This window comes from Halomonas sp. N3-2A (assembly GCF_002216165.1).
Taxonomy (GTDB): Bacteria; Pseudomonadota; Gammaproteobacteria; order Pseudomonadales; family Halomonadaceae; genus Vreelandella.
The window spans coordinates 3,413,852-3,433,738 of the sequence record NZ_CP022286.1 but is presented as its reverse complement, the minus strand read 5'-3'; the positions used below and the strand labels follow the sequence as shown (position 1 = coordinate 3,433,738).

Here is a 19,887-nt window from a genome sequence, read left to right as displayed (position 1 = left end):
ACGCGCCTCTGGCGCAAAAGTCAGGCCAACGTAGCGGGTAACGCCTTAGCGGCGCTTACAGGGGCGCGTTGCGGGATGGCGGTTAGAGGCTTAGGTGGTCGGCGAGGATGCCCAACACTTCGTCTTCATCGTCATCGGAGAGGCCGATAAACTCACGGCCTGGTATATCGCCCCAGAGGTGGGGGAACTCTGCTTTGGTACCGCCAAAGTTTTGCATAGCGGCGTAGATCATCAGGCTACCCCATTCGACGCCATCGCTTGAAGCGCTATAGCTAAACTGCTTGGCGAGCTGTTTGCTTTCGCCTTCCAGCACGCGATCATGGCCTTTGCGCTTTTCAGTGACGGGAGAGTTAGCGGCCCACGGCGTGCCGTCGGGGGCTTCTTTGTCCCTAAACCGCTGCTGAGTACGGTTGGTCATCTCTTCACCGATGCTCTTCATCGCCGCTGTCAGATCCTCACCTTTGTTGAGCAGCTCGGTAATGGCCCGCTCGACGACCTCTGTGTTGGCGTTGATGGTACCCATGATTCTCTCCTATACTGTTATTAAGCGCATGAGACCAATATTCGTCTGGTGTACCCTGCGAAAGCAGATGAGGTATCTGGGGATGACGAACCAGCTGTGCGCTTATCCCGCACTACCGTAGCCGCTGCATTTTTGCTCTTACGTTCCGCTCCGCCGCTTCATCGCTGACCACAAATAGCGTTAAAAAATAGTTCTTCTTGCGGTCCGCCGTACGTTTAAGCGCTGCCCTATAAAGGCGGTCGCCCAAGGCTAAATAAATCATTCGCCCTGGCTCTCCGTCGCGCTGATATACCTCGCCCTCATCTAATATCTGTTGTATCCGCCGGTAGTCCTCTAGCCCCACTTCGGGGTGGCTGACCTTGTGCGCCGTTAGGCTCTCTTGTGAGAGCAGCACAACGGGGCTTTCTGCCCCTAACACCTGGCGCTCTACGGGCGGTACCACCGCCACCGGATATTCACCGCGTACTTCGCTATTCCAAAAGCGGTTGAATAACGGCGCTTCGACTAACTGCGCAACGTTCTCTCTAGCGATCGTTGCATCAACGCTGTCCAGCCGATTCAACCTGGCAGCGATGGCACGCTCGGTCGCGGTTTGTCCTGGGGCGTAATCCCAGCCGGGTTGCAGGCCATTTGGCACTGTGATGACTTCGCCGGTGCTTTTATCGACGTGTTCATAGGTGCCGTCGTTGGGTGCGCTATCCGGGCTTTCCTTGCCCAGGCGTTTCAGGCCACGCTCGTTTAACGTCTCGACACCACAGTTACAGCCGAAGCCGTTGGGCGCGAAATGGGTTTGCCACCACGGATCGTCAGCGCGTAATACCAGGTTGTGCCACCGCTTGTGCTGAACACGAGGGTTCTCTACCGTGTTATGCACGTAACGCCAATAGGGGCGCAGGCGCACCACATCCGGGTCGGTCATCTGTGCCCAGCGGCCAGCGGCGTAGCTGGTATCGAGATTCGTCTTGTAGATAAGGCGGGTACGCCAGGCACGGCCTGCTTTTGAGCCTTCGCCTGTCCAGCCGGTCCACCCGCGTTTGGCAACGATCTCTTCAAACCGCTTTCGGAACTCACCGAGGCTTTGGCCTTTGCTGATCGCATCATCGACCGCGCCGCGAAGATCCGCCAGCAGGTCGGCTTTCGTAGCGCCCGCGACAACAAACGCCGCGTCGTTTTGGTCGCGGGTAATTTGTCCAGAGCGGGTGGTGGGCAGGTTCAGCTTGTTACGGAAGAACTCGGTTTGCTCTGCGAACGGGCGGTTGAACTGGGCGCTAATCGGCATTACCGGTTTCCTCATCGACCGTTGCACGGCCTGCAAGATCAGCGGCCTCAAACGCGGTGGCCATCACCTCTGCAAGCACTGATTCGTCAAGGTCATCGAAAGCGGCTGTGATCAGCTCTTGCAGCTGCTCTAAGCTTTCCGCTTGCTCGGCGAGCTGCTGCACTTGGTTAACCCAGCCGTCTACGATCGGCTGCGCCTGGTCGTCGAGCTGGCCGAGGGTGGCGTCGCGGTAGTAGCTGGGTTGTCCCGGCTGGGTAGGCGCTTGGCGTAGAGCCGCCAGTGGCTGGTTCGGTTGTGCCAAACGTAGAGCGCCAAAGGGGCTTGGCGCTGCCTTTGGCATAAGAACGTCTTCGCCTTTCTGCGCTTTCGGTATGCCACTTTTCTCATGCAGCCACCACAGCGGGATCTTCGCGCCCATGTCCACGAATGTAGGCAAGCTTTTAGAGAGGCGCTCAAGATCCTCGGTCTCACCTGTATCGAGAAAGAAGCGCGGGGCGCGGCTGGGCTTATCAATACCGAAGTTGAGCGCGGCCATGGGCCATATGATGTTTTTACCGATGCTGCCTGCGTACTGGCGCACGTCAGAACGTATCAGGCTGGTTTGCCCGCGTTCATGCACATTGCCCAGCGCATTTGTGTTCGTGCCCTCGCCGGTGCCGCTTGTCAGTGTACCGCCCAAGATCGCCTTGGCTTTGGCGCGCTCGCACCAGTTCATCATCGCTGTGTAGAGATTGGCAGACGCACCCTTACCAGCGGCTTCCATGAACTCAATGCCCATGCCGTCTGGGATTATCCCGGCGGCATTCTGGCCCAGCGTGACGACAGCGCGCAGCAATGTGGCTTTCTCTTTTTCGGTTGCGTTTTTGGGATATTTGCCGATACGAGCCGGTAGCCCGTAGATTTCTAGCAATTGCGCTAGGTCGCCTAACGCATAATTTTGGAATAAATATGGCCAAGCGAGCATGCGGTGCAGGCCCATGCGGGCGACGTAACCGGATTTGGCGCGGTGGCGGTGTTGAACCCAACCCAATGGCCATAGCTCCGCCCCGGTCGCGCTGTTATCGCGTAGCGTGATGCAGTTCTGGTCGTCTGGGTGAAGCCTGAACCAGCTATGGGGGCGCAGCGTGGGCTGCTCGATATAGCGCAGGGCACCGTCGCGGTTCCAGGTCAATTCGAGGTTTGCCCAGCCGTGGCCGATGCCGGTACCTAGATCAAGAATAAGATCTTCGACTTCCAGCGCGCTGAACACTTCAATGGCGTGTTCCGTGGCTTTCTTCTCGCGTGCGTCTGCACCGTCTGGCGGTACGATCTGCCATTCTAGCTCGGCGGCTAGCTGTCTCCGCTTGCCTAAGTCCGCGCCGATCTGGGCGTCCTTCTCTTCCATATCGTCGAACAGCTCGCTTTGCGCTTTGAGGTCGCCTTGCTCAGCAGCCTCAAGGATCTGGTACAACCGCGCAGGGGTTAGCCCCTTGGTGGGGTGCTCGGCAAACTCTCTTTTGAGCTGACCAATGCGGGCGTCGTTGGTCTGTTGCTCTTTCAGCGCAGGGCTATTCGTCTTGATCAAATTACGCCGATACTTCTTTGCTGGGCTTACCATGCGCCGCCTCCTGTGTTTTTAAAACCGCCAAAACTGTTCATGTCAATGTCGTCACTGTCGTCGTCCTGGCGGCTGCCAGGCAGGGGCGCGGGGGTGAATTCGATGGGGGCTACATCCATTAGGCTGGCGTAGTACGCCATGGCTAGCGCGATGGCGGCATCGCCGTGGCGGTCTTTGCTGTCGCCGGTTTTAGCATCGGGTAGTTTGGGAACGCCCTTGATCACCTGCAGGGCGCGCAGGTCATCCACCACGTGGCTATCGCGGGGCAGGCTGATCAGCTCATCTTCAAACGCCGCTTTGAATGGCGGCATATTGTTGAGGTACCAGCTCTGGGAAAGCATGACCACTTCCACAATGCTGCCATAGCGTTCAACGGCCTGCTCTGCCAGGTACTGGCCGTTGCCGCGACCGTCCAGCGCGCCACCCTGTAGGCGTGGCAGGCGGTCAACGATGAAGAACAGCACTTGCTCTTGCTGCTTGAACGGCACGTTGCGTAGCTCGACAAGGAACGGCACCTGGCGCACAAGCTGCTGAGTGATGGCCATGGGGGCAATCACGGTTAAATCGCCACTGCGGCCAAAGTCTTCACCGAAGCAGTGGGTTAAATGCGGGTCTAGCTTTTCCAGCAGAGGCAGCAGGTGTTCATTGCACCAGTCGGCTATCTCTAGGGCACGGTAGTGCTCCGGTACCGCGTTGAATTCGGCGCTGCCTTCAAAACGAATAACTGGGGCATCGACCATGCGCGCTTCGATCATGGCGCGGGAGAGGTAAGCACCGCCGCCTGCCTTGGGCACGCAGTAGTACTCCTCTAACGCATCTTCCCGAGTAGCCGTCTCGCGCAACAATTTGGCCTTCCAGGCATCTTCCTTTTCTTGGGACCAGGTCTTGCCTCCCACTTGGCAAATACGCTGGTATAGGCCTTGCTCGCAGGCGTCGTCTAACGTGATGCGATGTACCGAGTAACCTTTCTTGCCTGCACGACTGTCTTGGATTAGCTCATTGAAAACGTTCTCGACGCCGTTGTGGGTGCTGATCAGACGCACCTTCGCGCCCCACATGGTGAGAGCTAGCGCAGCCTTAAGCACTTCAGCGAGCTGATCATGGAAGGCGGCTTCGTCGATGGTGACGTTACCTTGGCGGCCACGCATGTTGCTGGGGCGTGAGCTAAGCGCCTGGATCTTGAAGCCGCTGGCAAAGTGGATATTGAAGGTGAGGATGTCTTTATCCTCATCCTGGTACAGCTCCTCCTGAATATGCGAGGCAGCGCGGTTGAACGCCTTTGCCCACATGGCGCAGGCATCGATAAATTCGATAGCCATGTCTTTGTTAGAGCCGACATAGAAGTGGTTGGTACCACCCGCAGCTTTGGCGCTGCTCGCGGTTAATACGGCATCGGCGGCTTCGCCCCAGGTTAAACCGGTGCGGCGGCTTTTCTCGGCAATCTTGAGGTCCGATTCGTCTTCGATCCAGGCCTTTTGGTAAGGCAGCAGAACGGATTCAGGCAATGCCGTACTCATCAGGCAATCCCCAGTATGTCGCGCTTGATGGAATCAATGGCTTCACGGCTCATGCCTTGGGTCGCCATGCTGGTTTCCGCTTTCTCGGCCGCTTCTTTCGCCACTTCCACGCGCAGCTCTTTTGCCCACTTCTTCTGGCTAAGCGAGACACGGCCAATATCGGCCAGGGCTTTGGTCACGCTGCTAAGGTGCTTGGCTGCCACGTCAGGTTCATGCTCAGCTTTACGCATCGCGATGGAGATACGCAGCAGCTGGTCTTGCACGATCCGTGCAGTAGCGTCGATCAAGTGGCCGCTTTCGTCTTCGCCTTCACTGGCCATCGCGCGGGCAAGCTCGGTAGTTTTACGCACATCGCCCATGGCCTCTTCGAACTCTTCCTGCAAGTCCTGGCCATAGCGGTGCACGGAGCTTTTCGAAACGTTATAACCGCGCTCGCTGAGCCAGCCAGCTAACGCTTCGTAGCCCTGAAAGCCACTGCTAACAAGCTTTTCGTTTAGCTCTTCGCGCACCTCTTGGGGTAGGTCAAAGACCTTATTGCGTGGCGGCATGGGGCAACCTCTCTCAAAGACCGGGGCGAGGTTTGGCAACACCAGGTACATGGGCCAGACCTTCGGCACAATCGGAGCCTCGGGCGGTCAGCGTGATCACCCAGCCAGCGCGGGGCTGCTGGGTAATCACTAGGCCTTGTTCTTCCAGCCAGGCCAGATCCCCATGGAGGCGGTCGCGGCTGATGTGATGCGCATAGGCACCTTTAAGCTCATCACTCAGGCTGTATTCGTTGGTGGTGAACTGGCTTCGCCGCGAGAGAATGCGCAAGATGCCAAGGCGGCGGCCCTCGGTTTCGAAGTCTTTTAAGCTCATTATCGGTTTCCTTTTTCCGTCAGCAGGTATTCGTGCAGGCGGTTCAGCAAGGCGTTACTGGCATTCATAGAGGCGGAAAGTTCTGCCACTCCTCGATTCATGGTGGCCATTTCGCTGCGCAGCTGGTCAATCTCGCTATAGCCAGGACGGTTCTCCAGCGTTTGCTCCAGCCGTGAGATATGTTTATCCACGTCATCCAGCCGCTCATTGACCTGTTTGATGGCCGTGCCGGTGGCGCGGTGCTTGTTCGTCCAGTACACATAGGCCGCAACTGCAGCCATGAACAGCGCCTGGCTGATATCAAACAGCACCTTGGCGGCATCCCAGTTGATCATGTTTACGGGCTCCTTTTGGGCGGTGCAGCGCCGCTCACACGCGTGGCGATGGCGTCCATAAAACCGGGTTTGCGGGGCACTCCAGCGGCGGCTTGTTTATCTTCGCTGCGCTTGGAAACGTTGATGCCGAGTACCGCCAGGGCGATACCCCACAGGCCGAGCAGTGCCGATAGAACGGCCCCCAGGGCACCGACCACCGACGCAAGTTCACCGGGATTACGAAATGCCACCACGCCCAGAATGACAGTGAAGCCGGTCATCTGGATAAACCAGGCAGCAGCCGTGAGGTAGCCGTAGGTAGGCCGCCAGCGGCGCACGTAGGCATCATTGCTTGCCGCTTCGGCGCGGATTGTCTGGTTGACCTCGGATAGCCTGGCGGTTTCCGCCTCTAGCACCATGCGGGTGATAGCCTGGTAGTGATCATTTTCAAACGCTTGAAGCTTGATGGCGGCGGTGGGAGCGCCGAGCGCCTGGGTGATGGCATTCGGGTTGGCATCGGTACCCAGCGCTTTGGCGATCATGCCGATGGCGGCCCCAGTTGCCGGGGTGCCGATCAGTGAGCCAAGCAGCGGCGCGGCGGTTGAGATGGTCTGGCTTAGCTTCTGGGTGTCGATTCTGTCGAGCAATGACATATCACCCGACCCAGCGGGCGGGGCCGCTTGTGCGTGTGTCTACGTGGGTGAAGGTGTTGTAGCGGCCTACGCTGGCGGTGGGGTGCTGGGCCTCTACGTAGTCGGCCACCACGTCAGGTGAAATGCCCTGAACACGGATATCAGCAGCTCGGCCAAACACATGCTGGCTATTAGTGGCACCGCCCACGCGGCGGTTATAGGTTGCACAGCGGCAGCCGCTATTGATAACAACAGGGGCGTCGAAGTGGGTGCGGATGTCCTCCAGCAGCATCAGGGTTTCAAGGTCGACGGTGTCGAAGCCGCAGCCACATTTGCAGGCAAATTCACGGCGGCTGAAATGAGTAGAAAGGTCGTCACGGGGCATGGCGAGAGAGCCTCATTGCGGGTGAGCGAAAGCACAGAGCAGTGAGGTTCAGGCTAGAGGGGATTGGCTAGGCGGCGGGAATCAAGCGGTTTAGGAGTTTGAAGGGCCAGAAAGCAAACAACCCGCCGAGGCGGGTTTGTTGTGTGATGACTCAAACGGCTATATGGCCGCTTTTACACGCTCAAGCTTATTATTTGTGGGGTCGAAGTACCAACGATTGGTGATGTCAGCAGGGGAATCGCAATAAATGAAATAGAAGCTATCGCCTGTAACGCGAGAAAAACCGGCTCCATCTTCAATCATGGATTCCATGTTGCAACTTTTTTTCTTACTCAGGTCGCTGATAGCTTCCGCAAACTGTTCTTGATGCAGATCAGCATCTTCAGAAAACGCTGCGATCTGATTGGCCTTCTCTTCTATGTCGGCGCTTGCGCCACAGCCCGCCAGCAGTGCGGCACTGATAATTGTGATCCCTGCGAGTATTTTCATGATTGCTCCCCTAATTATTATCGTTTTCTACGCGGTCAATGCCCTGGGCAGTGATGCGGTATTTGATGCCATCTTGCTTAATATCACCACGCTCTAACAGGTAGCCCAGCTCGAATTCCACTGGCGCACCCGCAGCGTTTTCTAAATCACGCCGCCACACAAAAGGCTCTTTAGGAGTGGAGCGGCGCTGCTGGTAAAGGTGAGTCAGCAGTACGCGGCGGATGGCTTGGCTTTGGTTGAGCTGCTGTGGGTTTAACGTTTCCATGAGGGCTCCTAACTTGGTTGAGGCTAGCTTAGCCGTTTGCTCTGTCGCCGAAAAGATCAGATTGCATCCGGGCGCGTGCGAGCTTGCGCTGCTCGCCGAGGATGCTATAGATCTGCGCTTCGGTCAGGTCGTAGTCCTCGACCAGTTGGGGGATGTTGTCGCCGGTGTGTCGCTCCCAGATTTCCCGATCCCGCAGGGCGCGGTCTAACTGACGCCCCTGGGGCACGTAAAGGCTACGGCCACCGGCGAACGAGCTAATCGCACGCACTGCGGCAAAGGCGCGGCTGCGGGCTACTTTCGGCTCATCACCGGCGCGAATGTGAGCGTTTTCGACAACGGTGAGCATGTCCGATAAACCTTGTGGCCACTTCTTTAGGATCTCGGGGTCGAGGTAGTCCAGCGCATCTTCGGGAATGCCGAAGCCTAGATCTAGGTTGTCCACCTTATGCGAGGTCATCGGGGTACCGTCCTTGACGCTTTGCGTCGATGATTAACGCTGTCATCAGGCGGTGTAGCTGGTCATCGTCTAACCAGTCCACCCGCTCAACGTCGAACATCCGCTTGGCCATGCTGTCGGCGTAGGCCCATGGGCGTTCTGCGTGGGTCAGCATCGCTTCAATCTTGCTCATCACGTTCTGGCGTGAGCGCGGTGGGCGCGGTGCCTTCCGGCCTGCACGCTTGGCGGGCTTGGGCTGGAAACCCAGGCGGCGAAACTCAAACATCACGCCGCCCACGGTCTTATTTGTGAGTTCTTTGGCACTGCTAACGCCCGCTGTGCGGGCGAGAATGGCGCGGTAATCCTCATCGCTTAGGCCAAGTTGCGCCTTGGCGATATGGATCTGGGCCAGCTTGCCTTTGCTGATCATGACGCCACCTCGCTAGTCACCAGTTCCAGGTCTGGGAAGTTCTTTTTCAGGTGGCTGATCAGCGTGCGCGGGCTGTTCCACGCTGGGCCGTATGCCACTGTTATAAGCTCCACCATCTTGTCGGCCTTTTTCTTGCCAAATACCCGCTTGAGCTTCGAATAATCTTTCAGCTTGTACAGGCGGCATTTGTGAGGACGAAAGAAACGCGCTTCGGGATGCTTGGGTGTTCCGTTCTCACCCGTTGAAAACCATTCCCCCTTGATATAACCGTCCACGTAGGTCTCAATGACCAGCCGTTCACCCTTGCCCAAACGTTTGTAAAAAGACACTTCATAGCCGTCAGCCAAGATCGTTGCACTGGCGAAGACGCCCGAGAGCTGCTGTTCTAACTGCTTCCATTTATTCATGACGCCACCTCACCGATCTGGGCGTGGCGGCTGCCGTTCACGCCTTGGTGGAAGCTAACTTTCTTGCCATCCTGGTAGCCTTGGTGAATAGCACTGTGGTCATGACTGCGCATGCCTTTGGTGTTATCGCGAGGCTTCAGGGTTTCCAGGTCATTCCAACGCTTGGCTTTGTAGGCTTCCACGATGGCATTTTCGGCCTCGGTGCGCTGATGGCGCGTTACCTGTTTGGATACGGCGTTGAGCCATGCTTGCGCGTAGAGATCACCACGGCGCACCTTGGTGGCGCGTTTCAGGCGTTTATTTAGAGTGGCCAAGTAAGCGGTGCGGTCGCGCTTTAGCTGGCGTCCTAGTACTTCAAATGCATAGCCTGCGACTTCGGCAGCACTGTTTAAGCCGTAGAACTCCACATTGAGCGACCATCGCTCACCGTCGTAAACCTGCTGGTAAACCGTCTCAGCGCCGAAGGCATTGGCGACCATAGCGCCCAGCATGGTGACGTATGCGGGTGGCGTTTTACCCGCGCCTGTTTTAGCGGTGTGGCTGTCCACATCGCTAATGGCGACGTCGTCTGTAGTGAAACCGTGCTTTGCCATTAGCTTTTGCGCCTGGCGCAATGCGGCGGCGGCTTCATTGGCATTGCTCGACTTGGCAAGCCGTAGGCACTTTTTGATTTTGTCTAACGCTTTGCTATCCATTTCTCTCCCCTTGGCTGCTCATCAGTGCTGGGCCACCACGCCCAGCAGACGCCCCAGCGGGGCGTTTCGCTTAGTGGATGGTTGTTTGGGTCTTACCCCTGACTTCCTCTAGCGCCTCTTTAATGGCTAGCATTCCCAGCAGCGCTAATTGACCTGCCTGTTTAAGCTGTGGCGATTCGGCTTTTTCGCCGTTGAAGCCTGCAGAGATCGTGAAGCCGCCGCTGCCGTTGGGCTCAATCGTGATCATGGCCTTGGTGCTGGTTTTGGTTTGTTCGCTCATGCGGCACCTCGGTTTGCGCGGTGGGTGATGTGGTAGCGGTACTGGATGCCCGCCGCTGTGTCGGAGTCACGCAGGTAGTCGTTCACCACGTTGACCCTTGGGCCGTACACTTGGCGCGCTACGTTTAGGGCTGCTGCACGGTGGGTAGTGCCAGTTGCACGTTGGCCGCGCAGGGTGGCAACAAAGCCACCCATGGCAGGGCTCACGCGGATGGATGACGCATTCAGTACGGTGCTCATTGGGTCACCTCATCGATCATGTTCTCGCTAGCCCAACGCCAAGCGCTGTGCTTCCAGCCGCGCGGCGGCGGGTTTTGTTTGAGCCACTGCTTGGCTTGCGCGGCACTGATGCCACGCTCTTGGAGTTGGTAGAAATAGGCGCACTTGCTGGGCATGGTTAAACTCCCGCGATATCTAGGCTGATGGGCTGGTATTGGTCAGTACTGCCGACGCGCTCATAGATGCGGATGTACGATTTCGAGCCGGTGACCTGAACGGCATCGCTGATAGCGTCCATAGCTTTCAGCCAGCGCTTGTCCTGGATGTTCAGGCGACGTAGGCCCAGCACTTGGCCGGTGCGGATGTTGCCCGCTGTGTCGACGCGGAAGGCGTCTTGAACGATGGTGGCCACCTCGGGGCGGGCGTCGGTTGTCCAGTCGCGCAGGCAGTCTTCGATAAGCCCTTTGGCCGCTTGGAGGCGTTCATCAAAGGTGATGGTTTCGGAGATGGCGCGCTGCACCTTGTACTTGCCACAGAAGCTGACCAGCTGCACGTTGCCTTTTTTACCGCCGATCTGAACGTCGTACTCTTGGGCGGAGGTCTCAACCAGCGCGGCGATCTCGCTAAACACATCGCTCTTAAAGTCACGGAGCTGGTCGCGCAGCTCAGTGGCACGGTCAACAATCGAGAGCACTAGCTCATCGCGCAGCTTGTCGATTTCCTTGATCTGCTCTTCGGGAATTAGGCGGCCTTTAGCATCCATGCGGAAGCCTTCGGGTACTTGCTGGGTGCTGGTAGCTGGGGTGTTCATATTCAGGCTCCTTTACGCGCTTGGCGACGTTCAAAGTTGGCCGTCTGGCGGCTCATACCACGGTTGTGGCGGTGATGGCGTAACGGCTCAACGAATGCGCCATTGCGCTGGCGGATAGCTTTGTTGTTGCCTATCTCCAGTAAAAATTCTTCCCAAACGGCGTACTCGCCGGGTAGCTCGAACGGCTCCTCGTCAGGCTCTGGCACTGTGGCTAAGCCGGTATCCCAGGCGTGCCAGATTTTCAGCACAACGGCGTGCTGTGCGGGTAGCAGTGGCTCTGGCTCCAGGGCTAACCGCTCAATCACAACGGGATTGGCGAGGTACTGCACCAGGTTGAAACCGTGGCGTGCGATGCGCAGATTGATGAAACGGTCGGCGTAGTACTCAAGTACCTCGTTGCTGTAGGTCTTCATGATTGATCCCCTTGGCTGTCGACCGCTTTCAGCAGCTCCGATAGGCGCTTAGGCGCGTTGACTTTCTCTGCGGTTTTATTGTGTTGTTGTTTTTTGCCGTTGCTGGTCACATGCGCCTGGCGGGCGGCCATGCGTTTATGTTCAGCAAGCACGTCATCGGTAGAACGCTCACGCAGTGGGGCGGCGGCGGTACGGTTTGCGGGCTGTTTGGCACCGCTACGTGCCTGCTCTTCGCGCTGCTTTTCCACTTCACCGGCATGGCGATCGGCGCAGTTGGCCACCACTTCATAGAGGTAGCCGTGGCCAGTGAGCGGCAGGTTGCTGGGCGGGCGCTCTAGCAGTTGATCCAACGCCATGACCCAGACCTTTAGCGGGGCTTGGCGGGTGATGCCTTTGCGTTCGATCACTTCACTGGTGATGACGTCTTTCAGCTCGCCCAGCAGGCGGGCGCTTTTGGCGCTGGCCAGGGCGCGCGATTTGGGCCGGAACATGCCGAGGTAGCGGATAACGCGAGAGCTGAGCAGTGCGGGCATTTCCAGCGCAGCGGCTAGCGCCTGGTTGTGTTCGCCCTGGGTGACGAAGGCGGACATATCGCCGCTCATACCGCATTCGGGGCAGGTAGCTTTAAGGGTCATTGCTTGCCTCCCTCGACTTGGTTTAGGGCCGCTTGAAGCTCACGCTGCATCTCACGAGCTTTTTCGACGGTCATGTGCAGCTCGACCTTTGTTTTTACGGTGACGCCTTCAATATGTAGGGCAATGCAGTCATAGCCCGGCTCAGGGTCTGGCAGTGGCGTTGCATAGACGCGGTACAGTTGGGCGTCATCATCCAGCACAGGAAAGCCTTCTGGCTGGGGTGGATGCAGATTGACAATCTTGCTCATTGCTCTTCTCCCAGGCGCTCGGGGTTGTGCGGGCATGACTGGCAGTGCCGCCATAGGCGCATGGCCATCGGGTTGTGGGTCGGTGCCGGGCGAGAACGGTAGTCGCGGCACTGCTCAACGCTGATGGTGCGTTGCTGCGCTGGGCATTGAAGACCGTCCAGCGCTTCAAGCACCCGCTTTTCAATGCTGGCGGTAGAGGGGCTGGGGTAGCGGTTCGCCAGTGCCAAAGAGACCGCACTACGTGATACACCGATACGCTCACCGGCCATCTTTCTGTTGGTGGCGCGCACTTCATTGGCCAGCAGCGAGATCCAGCGCGGCGGCTCTGCGCCCCAGTTTGAAATATCCACGGCGCGGGTGCGGCGGATGCTTTTGTCCAAGGGCATGCTCATGGCTCACCCCCTTCGGTCTTGGTCACACGGCTGTACACCACTTCACCGGTGTTGGGGTCATACAGCTGTTTAGTGCGGCGGATCTGTGGGGCCATGGGGCCAGTCCAGCGGCTGGGGACTAGCTGGAAGCGAGCTGGTACGCCAGGCTTTCCTTCTCTAATGGTGGTGACATATTCGGCGCGGCTTAGCATGGTTAGGTATTCGTCAGCGGCAGCACGGGAAACCGGCGTCACTGCCGTGCTGGCGGCATCGGCCAGCTCTTGGCCGGTGCAGGTGCCAATGATTTTGAGTGTGCGCCATAGCTGCTCGCGCCCTGGCGGTGGTGGCAGCGTGCCATCCCGTCGTACGCGGGGCGCTTCAACACCTACATCACGCCTGAGCACATAAATAGCGGTGGTGGCAGGCAGTGCTTCTGGGTTTTTACGCACCAAAAACTCACCAGCAATGAGCGCCCGCAGGTAGTCGCTGATACGGCTCTCTGTCATGTCGGGCTGCCGCTTGAGTGCAATACGCAGGCCCTGCATGGTGATCAGGCCGTCTTCTAAGTGCTGGTGACGAATGGCGTCCCAGATGCGCTGGCGGGGCGTGACATCGCCCGCCAGGGTGGATAAGGATTGCTTACGCTTTGCGCTGTTTTTTGACGGCATGGCTTAACCCCTCCGCGCCGGTGGTTGACCGGTGTGGATCTCACGGTCGCCCCATTCCCGCAGACCCACCATCGTCCAGCCGTTGGCGGTGGCTTCGTTGTGGATCTGGTAGAGGTTCACCGCCACACGGCGCAGGCAGCCTTTTACCCGGTCGTTCACCGCTTCCAGCAGGTCGTCATCAATTTCGATGTTGGGATAGCTTTTATCCGCTAAGGTGCGCACGTCATCTAGGCTGGCGGCTTGCGCGGGTACCCACTCAAGCACGCGGTTATGCAGGCGTTCTAGGCGGCGGCTCATGGCCGCTGGCACTTGCTCTTCACCGATCAGGATGATTGTGCCTTGGCTAGCTTCATACAGGTCGGTGATGATGTTGGCGGCGCTTTTCTCAATGATGTATTGCACGTCGTCAATGATCATCGGGCGGCCTGATCGAGAAAGCTGCTCGGCTACTTGGTCAAGCATGTCGTTGAGGGTTTTCATCGGCGCGATGCCCATTTCACGCAGCATGGCAATCACAAAGGCTTTCTTGGTGAAGCTTTCGCGGCACTGGATGTAATAGGCGCGGTGCAAGTTGGCGGCATAAGCGGCTGCCAGGCTTTTGCCATAGCCACTCGGGCCGTACATCACCACCAGCCCAGGCAGTTCAGGCGGGCGGTGGGCAGCGCTGGCAACGGCTGCCGTTAACAGGCCTACATTGGTGAGTGGTACAATCGCGTTGACGCTCATAGTATTTCCTTACTCGTGGTGAGTGTTCTGGGCTAAGTGGTTACTTGGCCCAGGGATTCCGGACGGGTGGCCGCCCGTCCGTTTCCATCGCTTCAGCGACGGCTTTTAATGCGGGGTTATTGCTGTAAGTGGTGTGCCACTTGTGCGCATCCTCTGGCACCGCTTCGCCGTTTTTCAGCTTCGTATCGAGCTTGTTCCACTCCCGCCAGCGTGAGACTGGGTCGTGGGGGATCTGGAAACGCTGGGTATCCGCTTCCAGTTGCTTGAGTTGGCTCATGGCGTTGGCGATCTTGCGTTCTTGCTGCACGGGATCGACGGCAGGGGCGGGTTCTATGACGCGGATCTCGACGTCCTTGCCGGTGACCACTTTGGCTTTTTGGGTGATGCGGCTGATCTGCCCCTTCTGGCGTTTCTCTCGGCCTTTTTGCACTTCGGCCACGGGCATGGCGGAGGTGGCATTGCCATTCAGGATGGCCTCACCAATGATCTCGCCTTCCAGGGTGAACACGCCCACTTGGCCTACATCGCGGTAATCCCAGCCCACGCGCACTTCTTCGCCGTGGAAGTCGACCAGCTCAGGCAGGAAGTAGATGCCTGAATTAACACGGACTTCACCACGGTGGGTTTTACGAACCAACTGTGGGCGCATCAGCGAGGCGACGACATCAGCAGGGGCCGTGAGCGCTTCAAAGCCTTCCGCTTCAGCACTTTTCCAGGCTTCCATGGGGCTTTGGTGGCGTAGCTTGCCGCTGTCTAAATCGCGTACCTTGGGCAGCCCACGGTGTGGGCGGAAGTTGTAGGTATCTAACGCCTCGTTTAGGCGGTCATAAAACTCTTGAAACGTAGGCAACTGAGCAGGCTTTAAACCTTGCTTAATATCGCGGCGGCTTAACTTGTGGGCTTTGGTAGCGGCTTCTTTATCCATGTCCGCGCCGATATAGCTGTCCATGGTTTTAGCTAGCTTTACCAAGATGGTTTGGTGAGCGCGTTCAATGACGCCGCGTGCCTGGGAGTTATAAGGCAGCGAGTGCTTCATCTGCCCGCCTAAGCGGTCAACCACTTCACGAATGGTGTCGTTGGCAAAGCCGGAGCCGTTATCAACATAAAAGGTGCCAAACATACCGGCACGGCTAACCGAGTAGCGCAGTGCATCCAGCGTGGCGAGAGTCGATTCCGCTAAGTTCAAAGCAAAACCGACGATCCGGCGCGTTGCCCAGTCGATAATCAGCGTGGCCTCTGGCCGGAACGCCTGACCGGTTTCAGGGTTGATCACTTCGGCGTCAAACGTATGGCCATCCGCCACCCATATGTCGTTGGGCCATAGTTCGTTAGCAGTGCGGCGTACAAAGGCTTTCAGTGACTTGCTTTCATGGGCACCCATGCGGCCACGTTCCCGTGCTTCCGGCGACAGCTTCGCCAGCCAGCGGCGCACCTGGTGTATAGAGGGGTGTGGGGGTTCAGTCTGTTCGACCAGCAACTGGTAAGCCGCTTCAACCGACGGTTTCTGTGGCCGCTGGTAGCGCTTGAGAAAATCCCCCGCCCAGGCGGGCATGCTCATATCTGCTGCGCGGCGTTTGGGGGCAAGGCCTCGCTCACCGTACTTTTTAAAATCACTGATCCAGCGCTTTAAGGTGCGCTCGCTGAGGGTGCGGGTTTCGGTTTTACGGTCGTTGGCCGACACCACACGCTCATTAAGATAATCCGTTAGACCACCGACCTTGGCATGTTCGACTAACGTTTCGATAGCACGCTGTTGGCTGACCATTTTGCTCATGCGCTCGACCTCACGGACGAACGCCACGCGGGCGGTCATCACCTGTCGCTGTGCATCGGTAAGTTGTAGCTGGCCTGGGCGCTGTTCTTCCTGCTGGGGCACTACGGTGCTGGCAGGCGTGGGCGCGGCGTTATCGGTCTGGGCCAACAGCAAGGCGTTCTGGGTTTCGGTGGGTAGAACCGAGAAAGCGTATTCAATCGCTTTACTGCCCAGGCGTTGCTGGCCTTCCCAGCCATGGCGCTTGGCATATTCACGCACATTACGTTCTGTGCCGGGGAGCCCTGGTAGCCCGGCCAGTTCTTTGGCGGAGTACCAGTTCATTTATCTTCTCCCATCAGCTTTTTAAGTCGACGTAGATCCGCATTGACGCGTTCTTGAACACGCGAGAGCTTTCCGTATTCGGCTGCCAAAGCCTCACGCCCATACGCCACTCGGCCACCCCTCAAATGCACTAGCCAGTCGGTAAAGGCGTGGCTTTGGCACACTTCTTCTAAAAGCGGAATACGGTAGAAAGGGATGTTGTGATCGCTACGTGCTGGTGAACTCCAGGCGTCGAGCATGTGCTTTGAAACGTCGTCACCGGATAGGCGGCTCATCTGTGCGGCCACTTCATAGCGGTCAACGGGGCAGTCCTTCAGCACAGTGCCGACTAGCTCGCTGACCTGGGCGGCATAGTTCCCGCTACCCGGCATGGGAACAACTGGCACCGGCACTTCGAAGATGTCTAGCGTTAAGTCATCTTTGACGCGCTTCATGGCTATGCTCCCTGCGCCATTTGACGATGCGCTCTAACGTTAGAAACGCTATCCTTTACACGCATTGTGTTATTTCGCTTCTCAGCGCGGTTAGGCCGTTCTCGGCACGGGGTGCCGTCATGGTTCCAGCGCTCTGGCCAAATAGCTTGGGGTTTGAAGCCAAGCTTTTTGGCGATAGCGCGTTCCATGCGAGGGTAAGGCGTGTACTTCACAAGCTGTACCGCGTTGCCGGTGACGCCTAGCTCATCGCTTAACTTGCGCAAGCTAGAACCCTGGCTGCGGAGTTGGTATTTCAGCCACTCCCAGCGCTGGATTGGATTGATAGGAATTTCGTTGTTCATGGCGTCACCTCGGTGGCGTTTTTTGGACTGTCTAACCTGTCTTTCCCCATAAACATAGCGCGAATAAAAACGCACATCAAGAGGAAATAATCGCATCCGATTGGTTTTTCCTCGCGATTGCGCGAATATTTATTCTTATCTAAGGAAATTCAATGAGTTACGACGAATCGGATGCTAGAGATGAAAAAAATCAAGAGCATCCTATTCCCGCTCAAGGAATCGGATGCTTTAAAGAAAGGCTTAAAACAGCAATGGCTGCACATAGTCTGCGAGGATTTTCAAAGATGTGTGGGCTTTCTGAGGCAACGCTGCGTAGTTATCTGTCAGGTGCCACTTATCCAACCTTAGACCGGTTAATGCAAATTGCTGAAGCTTCCCAAGTTGATCCTCAGTGGCTCGCATTTGGCGTAATACAAGATGAGAAGGCTCCCGCACCAGGAATGGAGGATTACGCCTTTGTGCCGCTGTATGACGCGCAGTGCAGCGCAGGCGATGGGGCTTGGAATGAGAACTGCCGGGTACTGACGCACATTTGTTTTACGCGTTACTCACTGCGCAAGCAGGGCCTAACGCCTGAGCATTTGTCGGCTGTTCGTAATGATGGCGATAGCATGTACCCCGACATATCCAATGGCGATACGGTGCTGATCGATCACACCCGTACGACTATTGAAGGCGAGGGTATTTACATCATCCGGTTGGAGGATCACCTCTATGCGAAGCGCTTGCAGCGTAACTTTGATGGGGTAAGTGTCATCAGTACTAATAGCGCTTACGACAAGGTATTCGTGCCCCGTGACCGCCTCATCGAGTTAGAGATCATCGGGCGCGCTGTATGGGCGGCTGGGTGGTTGTGAGGCTGTGCCAATTCATGTGCAAAAAAACGCCGCTTCGAGTAGGAGGCGGCGTTTTTCACTTTGTGGGGTATTTGGCATAGATGGTGTCTAATCTGCTGGCGCTATATACTGGAGCTGTGTTCGTAACTATCTGAATTTATGGCTCTAAATTTATTCTCTCATCCCAGCTTATCCCTCTTTGTTGTTTATAGTCCCACATTAGGCCGTTGTGCCATATCTCCTGCTAACCCACAAACTGAACCTTGCAAGTTGGGTGACCAAGCTGCCATTGCAGAAAGATAGTCATCGTCCACCTCTATACTATAGAGAAAAATGACTATCCCCAGTTCATTTCCCCCATAGCTACTTTAGCGCCAATCTGTAGTGCAACACTTAGCTTTGCATTTGGGTAGCGACGGGTCATTGCTTCAATGAGTTCATCGCTGTTATTCGCTTTGGCGAGCTCTTCTTCAAATGCTAATAGGTAGTCACGTGTATATTGAATCGCGGAAGCATCAATAGCTGCGTCAGGTTGCATGTGACCAGGTATAACGACCCTAGGAGAGCGTGCTGCCATTTCATCAAGCGCTTGTACCCAAGCCGCTCGCTGTTCAGCAGTAGGGGTGTCTGCTGTCCACACGTGTAGGTCTGAGAATACCAGCACACCTCCAAAAACAGCATCCAGGGAGGGAGCCCAGAGGTAGCGACGATTGGGCAGGCCCTCTACATTAACAATCTGAATGTCTTGGCCATCGACTTGCAATGCTTGGCCATCAAACGCCTCGGGCATAACGATTTCATCAACTGATTGTGGTCCGTTTTCTTGGAGCTGGGGTGACCATGTGGAGATTTTTTTCTCTACATTTCCCTTGATGGCATCAATTGTGGCGGGGGCGGCGATAACGCGAGCATCGGGAAATGCTGCTTGTATCGCGCCAAGGCCAAAATAGTAATCAGGATCGCTTTGGCTAATATAGACGGTAGTTAGCTGCTTACCGCTCTGTTGGATGGCCTCGGCAATTGCACGTCCATCAGATAAGGTAAAGCTGCTATCAATTAATACTGCCTCTGTTGCTCCCATCACCAATACGGGCGCTCGGAAAAAGCCATGTTCTCCAGCAGGAAAGTGCTGCCAACTTAATTGATCATCAGACGCGAGGCTCTTTTTTATGCCGCTTAGGTTACCAGTACTTATAGCCATGGATAATCCTAAGACAGTTAATGACTTTAAAAACATACGCCGAGTAGCCATTTTTTCTTCCTTCTGCAATTTTTTTTAAAGGGCTAATTGATTAAGTTGGCGCGTTACAGCGCGCGTATCTGTTGGGCTAGCGCACTGGGGTTGGCATACAACTCATTCGTGGAAAGAACCTTTAGGTTTCCACTCGACTGAGCGATGAACGTGGGCACTCCTCGAACGTTAAGCTTCTGCATTAGCGTTTGAGCCTGTGAAATTCGAGAACGATTGGAATGGATGAGTGTTTCACTGGCACCTGCCATTAACTCAGCCGCTTGTGTCAGCTCAAGTCCTTGTAGAATCTCAACCAACGTGACTTGAGATGTCGCATCACGACCCTGTACGTAGCGTGCGTATTGGATTGCTTTTAAAGCCTCGAACTCATCGGCGGGTGCGGTAAGCGATACTGCCGTTAGCGCTAGCGTAGCGGCACTACTATCAAACCGCTGATGATGATCGCTTAACACGTGATCGCGATATAGTTGAGTGAATAGTTGCCCCGTTAGGCGCTCAATCCGCTGATCGTTACTCCAGGCATAGGCCGCGAACTCCTGATCCATTTGCCTTCCGCCACCGCCTGAGAAAAGGCCGCTGGGTAACAGAACCACGTTTATATCGTCTGCCGCGATCACGTCCGAAACAGATGATGTTGCGCCATAGCACCAGCCACACAAAGGGTCGAACAGGTAATACAAAGTGTTATTCATCGTCGAGTCTCTCTATACATGATGGACTCGCATGCTA

The 19,887-nt window shown here is 56.5% G+C and carries 31 protein-coding genes and 1 other RNA gene; 1 reads left to right on the top strand and 31 read right to left on the bottom strand.

Annotated features, from left to right (window positions below):
• Positions 1-82: 82 nt before the first annotated feature.
• From CEK60_RS15965 to CEK60_RS15830, 29 genes are all read right to left on the bottom strand, one after another.
• Positions 83-523, bottom strand: coding sequence for a phage virion morphogenesis protein (locus CEK60_RS15965; RefSeq protein ID WP_089039865.1), 441 nt, complete (start codon positions 521-523; stop codon positions 83-85).
• Positions 524-635: 112 nt separating this feature from the next.
• Positions 636-1,802 carry a phage head morphogenesis protein gene (locus tag CEK60_RS15960; RefSeq protein ID WP_089039864.1) on the bottom strand — a complete coding sequence of 389 codons (1,167 nt, stop codon included), beginning with the start codon at positions 1,800-1,802 and terminating at the stop codon, positions 636-638.
• Positions 1,792-3,399, bottom strand: coding sequence for a DUF935 domain-containing protein (locus CEK60_RS15955; protein WP_089039863.1), 1,608 nt, complete (start codon positions 3,397-3,399; stop codon positions 1,792-1,794). The genes CEK60_RS15960 and CEK60_RS15955 overlap by 11 nt, the downstream gene beginning before the upstream one ends.
• Positions 3,393-4,916: a terminase large subunit domain-containing protein gene (locus tag CEK60_RS15950; RefSeq protein ID WP_089039862.1), complete on the bottom strand. Its 1,524-nt coding sequence runs from the start codon at positions 4,914-4,916 to the stop codon at positions 3,393-3,395. The genes CEK60_RS15955 and CEK60_RS15950 overlap by 7 nt, the downstream gene beginning before the upstream one ends.
• On the bottom strand, positions 4,916-5,464 hold the full coding sequence (locus tag CEK60_RS15945) for a DUF3486 family protein (protein WP_089039861.1): 549 nt from the start codon (positions 5,462-5,464) through the stop codon (positions 4,916-4,918). Before CEK60_RS15945 ends, CEK60_RS15950 begins: the two co-directional genes overlap by 1 nt.
• Before the next feature lie 13 nt (positions 5,465-5,477).
• Positions 5,478-5,777, bottom strand: a complete 300-nt coding sequence (locus tag CEK60_RS15940) for a VpaChn25_0724 family phage protein (protein WP_089039860.1) — start codon at positions 5,775-5,777, stop codon at positions 5,478-5,480.
• Positions 5,777-6,112: a DUF2730 family protein gene (locus CEK60_RS15935; protein ID WP_089039859.1), complete on the bottom strand. Its 336-nt coding sequence runs from the start codon at positions 6,110-6,112 to the stop codon at positions 5,777-5,779. Before CEK60_RS15935 ends, CEK60_RS15940 begins: the two co-directional genes overlap by 1 nt.
• A gap of 2 nt (positions 6,113-6,114) precedes the next feature.
• The gene (locus CEK60_RS15930; protein ID WP_089039858.1) at positions 6,115-6,744 is read right to left on the bottom strand and encodes a 3TM-type holin; all 630 of its coding nucleotides are present in this window, start codon (positions 6,742-6,744) and stop codon (positions 6,115-6,117) included.
• Between the two features lies 1 nt (position 6,745).
• Positions 6,746-7,108, bottom strand: a complete 363-nt coding sequence (locus tag CEK60_RS15925) for a D-Ala-D-Ala carboxypeptidase family metallohydrolase (RefSeq protein ID WP_089039857.1) — start codon at positions 7,106-7,108, stop codon at positions 6,746-6,748.
• A gap of 159 nt (positions 7,109-7,267) precedes the next feature.
• Positions 7,268-7,597, bottom strand: coding sequence for a hypothetical protein (locus CEK60_RS15920; protein ID WP_089039856.1), 330 nt, complete (start codon positions 7,595-7,597; stop codon positions 7,268-7,270).
• A gap of 10 nt (positions 7,598-7,607) precedes the next feature.
• Complete coding sequence (locus CEK60_RS15915) at positions 7,608-7,862, bottom strand: hypothetical protein (RefSeq protein WP_089039855.1); 255 nt, start codon at positions 7,860-7,862, stop codon at positions 7,608-7,610.
• Positions 7,863-7,890: 28 nt separating this feature from the next.
• Positions 7,891-8,319, bottom strand: a complete 429-nt coding sequence (locus tag CEK60_RS15910; RefSeq protein ID WP_089039854.1) for a Mor transcription activator family protein — start codon at positions 8,317-8,319, stop codon at positions 7,891-7,893.
• The gene (locus CEK60_RS15905; protein ID WP_089039853.1) at positions 8,306-8,728 is read right to left on the bottom strand and encodes a gp16 family protein; all 423 of its coding nucleotides are present in this window, start codon (positions 8,726-8,728) and stop codon (positions 8,306-8,308) included. Before CEK60_RS15905 ends, CEK60_RS15910 begins: the two co-directional genes overlap by 14 nt.
• Positions 8,725-9,135: a hypothetical protein gene (locus CEK60_RS15900; protein WP_089039852.1), complete on the bottom strand. Its 411-nt coding sequence runs from the start codon at positions 9,133-9,135 to the stop codon at positions 8,725-8,727. Before CEK60_RS15900 ends, CEK60_RS15905 begins: the two co-directional genes overlap by 4 nt.
• On the bottom strand, positions 9,132-9,830 hold the full coding sequence (locus CEK60_RS15895; protein WP_089039851.1) for a DUF2786 domain-containing protein: 699 nt from the start codon (positions 9,828-9,830) through the stop codon (positions 9,132-9,134). Before CEK60_RS15895 ends, CEK60_RS15900 begins: the two co-directional genes overlap by 4 nt.
• A gap of 8 nt (positions 9,831-9,838) precedes the next feature.
• An RNA gene (locus CEK60_RS15890) (hammerhead ribozyme type II) lies at positions 9,839-9,902 on the bottom strand.
• A complete protein-coding gene (locus CEK60_RS15885) occupies positions 9,901-10,110 on the bottom strand; it encodes a hypothetical protein (RefSeq protein ID WP_089039850.1) in 210 nt (69 codons plus the stop codon). The genes CEK60_RS15890 and CEK60_RS15885 overlap by 2 nt, the downstream gene beginning before the upstream one ends.
• The gene (locus tag CEK60_RS15880) at positions 10,107-10,349 is read right to left on the bottom strand and encodes a hypothetical protein (protein ID WP_089039849.1); all 243 of its coding nucleotides are present in this window, start codon (positions 10,347-10,349) and stop codon (positions 10,107-10,109) included. Before CEK60_RS15880 ends, CEK60_RS15885 begins: the two co-directional genes overlap by 4 nt.
• Positions 10,346-10,504 carry a hypothetical protein gene (locus CEK60_RS22165; protein WP_157698047.1) on the bottom strand — a complete coding sequence of 53 codons (159 nt, stop codon included), beginning with the start codon at positions 10,502-10,504 and terminating at the stop codon, positions 10,346-10,348. The genes CEK60_RS15880 and CEK60_RS22165 overlap by 4 nt, the downstream gene beginning before the upstream one ends.
• A gap of 2 nt (positions 10,505-10,506) precedes the next feature.
• Positions 10,507-11,139 (bottom strand): DUF3164 family protein, encoded by a 633-nt coding sequence (locus CEK60_RS15875; protein WP_089039848.1) that lies wholly within the window; start codon positions 11,137-11,139, stop codon positions 10,507-10,509.
• Between the two features lie 2 nt (positions 11,140-11,141).
• Complete coding sequence (locus CEK60_RS15870; RefSeq protein WP_089039847.1) at positions 11,142-11,552, bottom strand: hypothetical protein; 411 nt, start codon at positions 11,550-11,552, stop codon at positions 11,142-11,144.
• Positions 11,549-12,187, bottom strand: coding sequence for a hypothetical protein (locus CEK60_RS15865; protein ID WP_089039846.1), 639 nt, complete (start codon positions 12,185-12,187; stop codon positions 11,549-11,551). Before CEK60_RS15865 ends, CEK60_RS15870 begins: the two co-directional genes overlap by 4 nt.
• Positions 12,184-12,435: a hypothetical protein gene (locus CEK60_RS15860; RefSeq protein ID WP_089039845.1), complete on the bottom strand. Its 252-nt coding sequence runs from the start codon at positions 12,433-12,435 to the stop codon at positions 12,184-12,186. The genes CEK60_RS15865 and CEK60_RS15860 overlap by 4 nt, the downstream gene beginning before the upstream one ends.
• Positions 12,432-12,827: a hypothetical protein gene (locus CEK60_RS15855; protein ID WP_198361378.1), complete on the bottom strand. Its 396-nt coding sequence runs from the start codon at positions 12,825-12,827 to the stop codon at positions 12,432-12,434. The genes CEK60_RS15860 and CEK60_RS15855 overlap by 4 nt, the downstream gene beginning before the upstream one ends.
• The gene (locus tag CEK60_RS15850; protein ID WP_089039844.1) at positions 12,824-13,474 is read right to left on the bottom strand and encodes a hypothetical protein; all 651 of its coding nucleotides are present in this window, start codon (positions 13,472-13,474) and stop codon (positions 12,824-12,826) included. The genes CEK60_RS15855 and CEK60_RS15850 overlap by 4 nt, the downstream gene beginning before the upstream one ends.
• A 3-nt stretch (positions 13,475-13,477) precedes the next feature.
• Positions 13,478-14,200 (bottom strand): AAA family ATPase, encoded by a 723-nt coding sequence (locus CEK60_RS15845; protein ID WP_089039843.1) that lies wholly within the window; start codon positions 14,198-14,200, stop codon positions 13,478-13,480.
• 40 nt (positions 14,201-14,240) lie between these two features.
• On the bottom strand, positions 14,241-16,295 hold the full coding sequence (locus CEK60_RS15840) for a DNA-binding protein (protein ID WP_198361377.1): 2,055 nt from the start codon (positions 16,293-16,295) through the stop codon (positions 14,241-14,243).
• Positions 16,292-16,729 carry a hypothetical protein gene (locus CEK60_RS15835; protein ID WP_089039842.1) on the bottom strand — a complete coding sequence of 146 codons (438 nt, stop codon included), beginning with the start codon at positions 16,727-16,729 and terminating at the stop codon, positions 16,292-16,294. Before CEK60_RS15835 ends, CEK60_RS15840 begins: the two co-directional genes overlap by 4 nt.
• A gap of 2 nt (positions 16,730-16,731) precedes the next feature.
• Positions 16,732-17,070, bottom strand: coding sequence for a helix-turn-helix domain-containing protein (locus tag CEK60_RS15830; protein ID WP_089040950.1), 339 nt, complete (start codon positions 17,068-17,070; stop codon positions 16,732-16,734).
• A gap of 152 nt (positions 17,071-17,222) precedes the next feature.
• On the opposite strand from CEK60_RS15830, the gene CEK60_RS15825 reads away from it, so the two are divergent.
• Positions 17,223-17,927 (top strand): XRE family transcriptional regulator, encoded by a 705-nt coding sequence (locus tag CEK60_RS15825; RefSeq protein WP_089039841.1) that lies wholly within the window; start codon positions 17,223-17,225, stop codon positions 17,925-17,927.
• A 316-nt stretch (positions 17,928-18,243) separates the two neighbouring features.
• On the opposite strand, the gene CEK60_RS15820 is transcribed toward CEK60_RS15825, so the two are convergent.
• Both CEK60_RS15820 and CEK60_RS15815 read right to left on the bottom strand, forming a co-directional pair.
• Positions 18,244-19,107, bottom strand: coding sequence for an MBL fold metallo-hydrolase (locus CEK60_RS15820; protein WP_198361376.1), 864 nt, complete (start codon positions 19,105-19,107; stop codon positions 18,244-18,246).
• Between the two features lie 104 nt (positions 19,108-19,211).
• Entirely contained in the window at positions 19,212-19,850 is a 639-nt protein-coding gene (locus tag CEK60_RS15815; RefSeq protein ID WP_089039839.1) for a DsbA family protein, read from the bottom strand.
• Positions 19,851-19,887: the final 37 nt, after the last annotated feature.